This window comes from Actinocrinis sp., assembly GCF_035938995.1.
In the GTDB taxonomy this organism is placed as follows: domain Bacteria; phylum Actinomycetota; class Actinomycetes; order Streptomycetales; family Catenulisporaceae; genus DASZGI01.
The window spans coordinates 1-8,034 of record NZ_DASZGI010000375.1; the positions used below are offsets into that span (position 1 = coordinate 1).

General features: G+C 67.6%; 8 protein-coding genes. 3 read left to right on the forward strand and 5 right to left on the reverse strand.

What is annotated here, in order from left to right:
* On the forward strand, positions 1 to 387 hold a 387-nt coding region (locus VGZ32_RS25915), incomplete at its 5' end, for a discoidin domain-containing protein (RefSeq protein ID WP_326888823.1).
* 180 nt (positions 388 to 567) lie between these two features.
* Positions 568 to 1,236 carry a VOC family protein gene (locus VGZ32_RS25920; protein ID WP_326888824.1) on the forward strand — a complete coding sequence of 223 codons (669 nt, stop codon included), beginning with the start codon at positions 568 to 570 and terminating at the stop codon, positions 1,234 to 1,236.
* A 351-nt stretch (positions 1,237 to 1,587) separates the two neighbouring features.
* Here the strand turns inward: VGZ32_RS25920 and VGZ32_RS25925 are convergent, their stop codons facing one another.
* From VGZ32_RS25925 to VGZ32_RS25945, 5 genes are all read right to left on the reverse strand, one after another.
* Complete coding sequence (locus VGZ32_RS25925) at positions 1,588 to 1,944, reverse strand: VOC family protein (protein WP_349263754.1); 357 nt, start codon at positions 1,942 to 1,944, stop codon at positions 1,588 to 1,590.
* Positions 1,945 to 1,998: 54 nt separating this feature from the next.
* On the reverse strand, positions 1,999 to 2,430 hold the full coding sequence (locus tag VGZ32_RS25930) for a type II toxin-antitoxin system HicB family antitoxin (RefSeq protein ID WP_326888826.1): 432 nt from the start codon (positions 2,428 to 2,430) through the stop codon (positions 1,999 to 2,001).
* On the reverse strand, positions 2,418 to 2,633 hold the full coding sequence (locus VGZ32_RS25935; protein WP_326888827.1) for a type II toxin-antitoxin system HicA family toxin: 216 nt from the start codon (positions 2,631 to 2,633) through the stop codon (positions 2,418 to 2,420). Before VGZ32_RS25935 ends, VGZ32_RS25930 begins: the two co-directional genes overlap by 13 nt.
* 333 nt (positions 2,634 to 2,966) lie before the next feature.
* Positions 2,967 to 4,370 carry a Si-specific NAD(P)(+) transhydrogenase gene (sthA, locus tag VGZ32_RS25940; RefSeq protein ID WP_326888828.1) on the reverse strand — a complete coding sequence of 468 codons (1,404 nt, stop codon included), beginning with the start codon at positions 4,368 to 4,370 and terminating at the stop codon, positions 2,967 to 2,969.
* Positions 4,371 to 4,503: 133 nt separating this feature from the next.
* The gene (locus VGZ32_RS25945) at positions 4,504 to 7,179 is read right to left on the reverse strand and encodes a discoidin domain-containing protein (protein ID WP_326888829.1); all 2,676 of its coding nucleotides are present in this window, start codon (positions 7,177 to 7,179) and stop codon (positions 4,504 to 4,506) included.
* A 138-nt stretch (positions 7,180 to 7,317) separates the two neighbouring features.
* Between VGZ32_RS25945 and VGZ32_RS25950 the strand changes: the two genes are divergently transcribed.
* On the forward strand, positions 7,318 to 8,034 hold the full coding sequence (locus tag VGZ32_RS25950) for a GntR family transcriptional regulator (protein WP_326888830.1): 717 nt from the start codon (positions 7,318 to 7,320) through the stop codon (positions 8,032 to 8,034).

Sequence of the window (8,034 nt, forward strand, 5' to 3'; positions counted from 1 at the left end):
CCGACCAACCCCTGCTGCACCGGTGACGTAGCGGCCAACGCCGTGGACGGCGACGCCAGCACCCGCTACTCGACCGGCACGGGCCAGACCCCCGGGCAGTACCTCCAGGTCGACTTCGGCAAGACAGTCGATGCCCGCCAGGTCGTCTTCGACACCGGTGCCTCGACCGGTGACTACCCGCGTGGCTACACGATCGCGACCAGCCGCGACGGCGTGAACTGGACCACCGCGGTCGCGGCGGGTCAGGGCACCGGCCAGTTCACCGTGGCCAACTTGAGCGGAAGCCCCGTGCGCTACGTCCGGATGACTCTGACCGCCGCGGTCGGCAACTGGTGGAGCGTCGCCGACGTCCGCGCCTACACCGCTGGCGACGGCGACGAGGGCTGACAAGCTGGAGGCCCTTCGTCGCGAACGCTCCCGCGATCAATGTGCGTGTGCACCGGCGCCTAGCGTCGGTGCACACACATTGATCCAGTGACTGTCCCTTGGAGTACTTGGCTCAGTGGCAGAGCCTGTGGAGCTGCTGGGGGAGGGTAATTCGATCGTCGGGTCGCTAACTTGAACTCCATGGGCAGCCAGCGCGGACGACCGAGGCATGCGGATCTGCTCACTCCTGCGGAGTGGCGGACCGTGAACGCCGTCCGGCACAGCATGTCCACGCGCCAGATCGCGTCACGGCGGGGGATCAGTCCGGACGCGGTCAAGTTCCACGTGGCCAATGCGCTTGCCAAGCTCGGTCTCAACTCCCGCGCCGACTTGCGCCGCTGGGCCGGCATCCCGGCCAACAGCAGCCTACGCACAGCATCCGACCCAACTCGTCAGAAGGGGAGCGCCCCCGTGTCCAGCGAACTGCGCCTTGGCCCGATCGGACAGATCGCCCGACCCGTCAGCGATGTGGCCCGAGCCGTGGGGTGGTACCGCGATACGCTCGGCCTCACACACCTGTACACGTCCGGCGACCTCGCTTTCTTCGACTGCGGCGGCGTCCGGTTGTTTTTAAGTGCGGAGGACGGCGAGGGCAGGACGGTGAAGACCGTTGCGGCCGAGCCCTCGGTCCTCTACTTCCGCGTCCCGGATATCCAAGCGGCCTGCACGGAGCTCGCGTCGCGGGGCGTGGAATTCCGCGGGGCACCGCATCTGATCCACAAGCACGGGGACGGCGTCGAGGAGTGGATGGCCTTTTTCGACGGCCTGGACGGGCACCCGCTCGCTTTGATGTCGCAGGTCGGACCTTGACGGTTGTGGCCGCCCGCCGCGTGATCCCTTCTTGCGGCGGTCGGCCGCCGTGGAGGCTTGTCATCCAAGCAAAGTTCTAAAACCCGGACAGCCAACGAGATCCACAGGACAGGGCCCTACGCCCTCGGCCCACCCCACGGCCGCCCCGCTCCACAGCCTTTCAGCACCGGGAGCCCTCGCAGCGAAGCGAGGAGGCGGACGGCGCGTGTTAGGCCGCAGAGCGGAGGGAGGGTGGGGCTCAGTTCCGGCGAATGCCGGGCCAGCCGCAGGCGGTAGCGAAGCGTCAGCGCGAGCGGACGACCGAGCGCCAGCGAGGACGGGAGCACGCGCGGCACCGCCGTGGCGATGCGGTCAATCAGCGGGCTGCCACAGCTCGACGCGATTGCCCTCGGGATCGGTGACCCAGCCGAATCGGCCGATGCCCTCCATTTCCTGCGTCTCCTCGGCCACGTCCGCTCCCTTGGCGCGCAGCTGCGTGAGCATCGCGTCCAGATCACGGACCCGGAAGTTGAACATCACCTGCTGGGCGCGGGATCCGAAGTAGTCGGTCTCGGACTCGAACGTCGCGAACACCGTCGGCCCGATTTCCTGCTGCCACTCGCCGTTCTCATCGGCGTCCAGGCCCAGGCAATCGCGATACCAAGCATTGAGGCCCGCCGGGTCGGCGGCGCGCATGAAGTGTCCACCGATTCCAAGCACACGTTCCATGGCGCATATCTTGCCAGGACGGCGAGCGGTCGGGCGGACCAAGCGTCCGCAAGATCACGAAGGCTGCGCGTGCACCCGGGAGAGATGACGCCGACGGGGGCCTGAGAGGATCTGCTGTACGCGCTGGTGGGTCACGCCGAGAATCTTGCCCGCATCGCGCTGGGGAAGTCCCAGGTCAACAACGAGGGCCCGCGCGGCCTCATGCGCTGCCTCGCGCTCTTTGAGCTGAGCGCTCTCGGCAGCTACATGTGCTGCGAAGACTGCCCTTACAAGCGCGCCCACGTCGTCTGGCAGCTTTGGTTCAACCACGACGGCGATGTTTTGAGGTTCGACGTCAAGCATGAGAGCAATGGCTTCGCGCGCCTCAGCTTCAATCTGTTCAAGGCGTCGCGCCTGGGTGTGTACGCCCTGCACCTCAGGAACGTGGGCGGCCCACCATTTGCCGGAGCGTTCCGCCACGACGCGGTAGGTCTTCACTTTCTCCACCAATCCTTCCCCAGTGCGCTTTCGAGATCCTTCATGATGCCGTGCGCTGTTAGCTCGTTGATCTCCTTGTGTCGGGGGATCGTAACCATCGATGACCCGCAAGACCAGACCTCGTGATTGCCGCCCTGCCGGACGAACGTCCATGACGTGCCGACCTGTTTCGCGGCCTTTCCGATCCTCCGGATCAAGATGGTTCGCTTCATGCCGACAAGGCTAGGTTAGCTTGCCTTGTCAAGGCAAATGATGCTTGACTTGTACGACGTCGAACGTCTGGCTGGTCGTCGGCACGTGATGTCGTGGCGGTATGGGCAGGATGTGGCTGGTGGCTGCGAGTCAGCGAAAGGCATCTACCCGGCGGCGGCGGCCTAGCACCTGACCAGACCACGGGGGTTTCGCGCCGGGCGGCCCCGCAGCGGAGCGAGGAGCCGCCCGGCGCGCTCACCCGCGTAGCGGCCCGTTGGGCCGCGGAGCGGAGGGTGGGCGGGTGGGGCTCGGTTCCGGCGGATGCCGGGCCAGCCGCAGGCGGTAGCGCAGCGTCAGTCGGCGAGGCGCTCGATCTGCCGGATCTTGTTCATCGCGTCGAGCGCGGCGACCTTGTACGACTCGGCTAGCGTCGGGTAGTTGAACACCGCGTCGACCAGGTAGTCCACGGTGCCGCCGCAGCCCATGACGGCTTGGCCGATGTGCACCAGCTCCGTCGCGCCGGTGCCGAACACGTGGACGCCGAGCAGCGAGTGGTCGTCGGGGGAGACCAGGAGCTTGAGCACGCCGTACGAGTCGCCGATGATCTGGCCGCGGGCCAGCTCGCGGTACCGGGAAACGCCGACCTCGAACGGTATGCGGCCGCTGGTCAGCTCATCCTCGGTTTTGCCGATGAAGCTGATCTCCGGGATCGTGTAGATGCCGATCGGCTGGAGCTTCGACATCACGTTCACCGGTTCGCCGCACGCGTGGTGCGCGGCCAGGCGGCCCTGCTCCATCGAGGTCGCGGCGAGCGCCGGGAACCCGATCACGTCGCCGACCGCGTAGATATGCGGCACCTGGGTCCGGAAGAAGTCGTCGACCGCGATCCGGCCGCGCGCGTCCGCATTGAGCCCGGCGTTCTCCAGCTTCAGCGCATCGGTCATGCCCTGGCGGCCGGCGGAGTACATCACCACTTCGGCGGGGATCTTCTTCCCGCTCTCCAGGACTGCGATGGCGCCTTTGGTGTGCCGCTCCACCGCCGCGACGGTCTCACCGAAGCGGAAGGTCACCGCCAGGTCCCGCAGGTGGTACTTGAGCGCCTCGACCACCTCGATGTCGCAGAATTCGAGCATCCGGGTCCGCGACTCCACCACGGTGACCTTGCAGCCGAGCGCGGCGAACATGGAGGCGTATTCGATGCCGATGACCCCGGCGCCGACCACGACCATCGACTGCGGCACCCGCTCCAGGTGCAGGATCCCGTCGGAGTCGATGATCGTCGCGCCGTCGAAGTCCACCGTGGCCGGCCGGGCCGGAATGGTTCCGGTGGCGATGACGATCTTGTCCGCGGTCACCCGGGTCTCGCGCCCCGTGCCGTCCGAGACCTCGATCGTGTGCTCGTCGACGAACGCGCCGAGCCCGGCCAGCATCGCCACGTGGTTGCGCGACAGCTGGCTGCGGGTCACCTCGACCTCGCGGCCGATGACGTGCTGCGTGCGCACGAGCAGGTCGCTGACGGTGATGTCGTCCTTGACCCGGTAGCTCTGCCCGTACATCTCCCGCTGGCTCATGCCGGTCAGGTAGAGCACCGCCTCGCGCAGGGTCTTGGAGGGGATCGTGCCGGTGTTGATGCACACCCCGCCGACCATGTCCCGGCGCTCGACGACGCCCGCCCGCTTTCCCAGCTTGGCGGTGGCGATCGCGGCCTTCTGCCCACCCGGTCCGGAGCCGAGAACGAGCACGTCGAAGTCGTACATGTGCTCAGTGTGCCAGGCAGGACGGCCGACCGGATCCACCCCGCGCGAACCGGAGGTTACGCGAGGTGGACGGTCCGGCGAAGCCTTACATCCGCCACGGCCCCTGCACCGCGCCGGATGTCGGCTCACTGCGCTAGAGCGGCGGATTCCCGATGAGGTTGCCGTTGGCGTCGTAGAAGTCGATCTGGGCGATGTCCGCCTCGATCCGGCTGCCGCCGTTGACGGTTTCCGCGTTGACCTGCACCCGCACCGTATCGACGGGGGATGGTGTGGGCAGTGCGAAGGGGATGTCTTGTGCCGAGTTGCCGGTGACCGCCCCCACCTGCTGGAGCGGCGCGCCGCCGGTCGACGTGCTCAGCGTCGCGTCGGTGATCGTCATGTCGCCGAAGCGGCGGGTCCGCACGACTACCTTGCTGATCGTGAGCGGCTGGGTGAACTGGACCTGGATCCAGTGCGGCATGGCGGTCTCGCCCGAGGACCAGAAGCTGTTCAGGTTGCCGTCCACGACGTTGTACGGGGTGAAGCTGGTGTCCCAGTAGACCTCGTTGTCCATCGAGTCCGCGGTGACCTCGCGCAGCGGCAGGCCGGAGGGTCCGGACGCGGAACCGGCGGCTGTTCGCACGGTCGCCTCCGACGCTTCGGCGCCGACGGGGACGGTCGCGAAGATGAACGCAGGGGACAGGACGGTGGTCGCCGCGGCCGGTGTGCCGCCGAAGGACACCGCGCTGTCCGGCGTGAATCCGTTGCCGGTGACGACCACGGGAGTCGGCGTGCTGGGCGGGTCGCTGCGCGGGGTGACCCTCGTGACCAGGGGCGCGGCGGCCGCAGTGAGATACCAGTAGGCAGGCTGCAGGCCGGCGGCGCTCAGGATGTCGGCGGGCATGTCCGACGGCGACGGGTGCAGCGGAATCTGGACGTTGCCGGAGTACTGCAGGTCGGTCGGCGCCAGTCCGCAGGGCCATACCGCGATCTGGTCGGCATGGTAGTTGTCGAGGAACCGGAAGTGCCCGATGGGCTTGCAGCCGCCGTTGCCGTAGCTGTTGCCGAATTCGACATTGTTCTGCCAGGTGATCCAGTCGGTGCCGATGTCGTCGTAGAGGGTCAGGCCGCTGTGCAGATCGTCGAACACGACGTTGCCGGTGACCATGGTGCCGTGCTGGAAGCTCGCGTCCTCGTTGACGCTGCCGTCGGCGTTGAGGATCGTCTGGCCCTGATGGCCCTCCAGGTAGATGGCCCCGCCGTCGGCCAGCACGGTGTGGTAGTCGTAGATCAGGTTGTCGGAGATGGTGTTGTCGGAGTTGACGTTCGTGGTCAGGTCCGGATGGTCCGGGCTGTCCAGGTGTCCCTGCACCGCGCCGCTGTCGATGCCGTCCCACGGCACGTCCCAGATGTCGTTGTGCGTGACAGTGGTCTGCTGGCTGAAGAACAGCAGGATGCCGTCGGCGCCGGAGTACTCGACACCTATGTTGTGGATGTAGTTGTTCTCGATGGTGTTGCCCAGGTTGATCTCGCGGTTGTCGGCGCCGACGTCCGAGGGATGCGGGTCGTCGCTGCTGCCGAGTTCGATGCCGATGCCTGATATATCGGTGAACTCGTTGCCCTGCACGACGTTGTTCTGGCTGCCGTAGGCGAAGTTGAGGCCTGCCGCGCCGAGGTGGGTGAAGGTGTCGGACTCGATGGTCACGTCATGCGCCGCGCGCCAGGTCACGGCCGCAGGGTCCTGGGAGTAGGCGCCGAACGGGCAGGTCCCGGCCGGAACGGTGTAGGTGCAGGTGCCCTCCGGCTGGGTCTGCTGGTCGCCGGTGATCCGCAGGTTCGCCTGCACCTCGGCGAAACCGTTGGGGCCGCTCGGGTCCAGCCAGGTCGCGTAGGCGAACGTCAGGCCGCGCAGGGTGATGTTCTGCACCGGCTGGTCGAGCGTGCCGTTGCCGCTGACGAGCGTCTGGAGCACCGGCATTTCGACGTCGTCCTGCTTGAGGTTCTGGCCGGGCGTGGCCATGTAGTACAGCCGGTGCTGCGCGCCGTCGAGGTACCACTGTCCCGGGTGCAGCAACTCGTAGGCGTCCTCGATGCGGTTCGGCGTCGCGGTCGTGGACATGTTCGGGAAGTTGGCGCCCGCGGCGACCTGGATCGGCGGCATCGGGCGGTTGGTGATGTTGTTCCAGCACGGCTGTTGCATGGTGATCTGCGTGCCGTTGACACTCGCCACGCGGCAGCGGCTCTCCGTCCAGGAGCCGTTGCCGCCGGTGAAGACGAATTCGATGCCTGACGGGTTACGCCAGCCGGCGTAGGTCGCGTCGGCGGCGGTGAAACCGGTCGTGGTCTGGGTGAGCGCGACGGGTGCCGTCCCCTGCGCGACCGGGATGCGCGCGCCGTTGATGTACAGCTGTCGGGTGGACCCGTTCGCCGGCGCGGACCAGAGCCCGGTGGCGGGGTCGATCAGCCGCCAGCCGGTGATCTGCCGCCCGCCGCTGAGCACCGGATGCGCGCCGGGCGCAGCCTGCCAGATCACCTGGTGGCCGCCGGTGCCGGAGTCCGCGGCGGTGAAGGTCAGCGGCTCGGACAGGCGGTAGGTGCCGTCGGCCAACTGGACCACGACGTCGGAGCTCATCGAGCGGGTAAGGTCTCTGACCCTGTGCTGAGCATCGCTGAGCGAGCACGGCCGGTCCTGCGAGCACGTCCCGCCGTGACCGTCGGGAGCGGCATAGAGCGTCTGAGGCGCGGCGGCGAAGACCGGCCGGGTCGGAATGACCAGTGCGGACACCGCTGCGAACGCGATCGTGAGCGTGACGGATTTCCAGCTGTGCATGGCGCTTTTCCTCACAGGTGGTGGGTTGAGCCTGTGACAACGGTCGGCGCGGATCCTATAGGATATTGGATAGGCTGGCCAGAGGTGGACCGTGCACTCGCGCCTGCTTGGGCACTCACAAGGGGGTCAGAAACGCGGATGGCGACTAAAAGGGCTGTCGATCCGGCCGCGCAGGTCGCGGCCGAGCCGATGGTGAGTGTCGAAGAACGGCCTCGGCGCAGCGTCCTGAGCGACACGACGTACGAGACGATCAAGCGCCTGATCATGGACGACCGGCTGGCGCCCGGTGCCCGGATCAGCATGGAGAGCCTGGCTCGCGAGCTGGACGTGTCCCCGACGCCCGTCCGCGAAGCACTGGCCCGCCTGGACGCCGAGGGCCTGGTCGTCAAACGGCCGCTGGCCGGCTACACCGTCAGTCCGCAGCTGGACCTCGCCGCGTTCGAGGACCTGTTCCGGATGCGCATGCTGCTGGAGCCGGAAGCCGCGCGACTGGCCGCGGGGCGCTCGGTGGACCTGGCCGAGCTGACCGACCTGACCGAACGGATGGCCAACGTGCCCGCCGGCGAGGGCTATGCGGCTTATCGCGATCAAGTCGCCCTCGACGCCCGGTTCCACGACGCCATCGCCACCGCCTCCGGCAGTCCGCTGCTGCGCGAGGCGATCAGCCGGCTGCGCGCGCACATGCACCTCTACCGCCTGTACTGGCGATCCGGCATCGCGACGACCACCGCCACCGAACACGACCGCATCATCGCCGCGCTGGCCGTCGGCGATCCCGACGCGGTGGCCGAGGCCATGTACGCCCATTTGCGTACGTCGCACGACCGGCTGATCCAGTTCACCGCGCAGCTCTGA

What these genes read in the sequence shown, in the direction of transcription:
- VGZ32_RS25945 (WP_326888829.1), bottom strand. Translation starts at nt 7,179, where the DNA reads ATGCACAGCTGGAAATCCGTCACGCTCACGATCGCGTTCGCAGCGGTG.
- VGZ32_RS25920 (WP_326888824.1), top strand. Translation starts at nt 568, where the DNA reads ATGGGCAGCCAGCGCGGACGACCGAGGCATGCGGATCTGCTCACTCCT.
- VGZ32_RS25935 (WP_326888827.1), bottom strand. Translation starts at nt 2,633, where the DNA reads ATGAAGCGAACCATCTTGATCCGGAGGATCGGAAAGGCCGCGAAACAG.
- sthA (WP_326888828.1), bottom strand. Translation starts at nt 4,370, where the DNA reads ATGTACGACTTCGACGTGCTCGTTCTCGGCTCCGGACCGGGTGGGCAG.
- VGZ32_RS25950 (WP_326888830.1), top strand. Translation starts at nt 7,318, where the DNA reads ATGGCGACTAAAAGGGCTGTCGATCCGGCCGCGCAGGTCGCGGCCGAG.
- VGZ32_RS25925 (WP_349263754.1), bottom strand. Translation starts at nt 1,944, where the DNA reads ATGGAACGTGTGCTTGGAATCGGTGGACACTTCATGCGCGCCGCCGAC.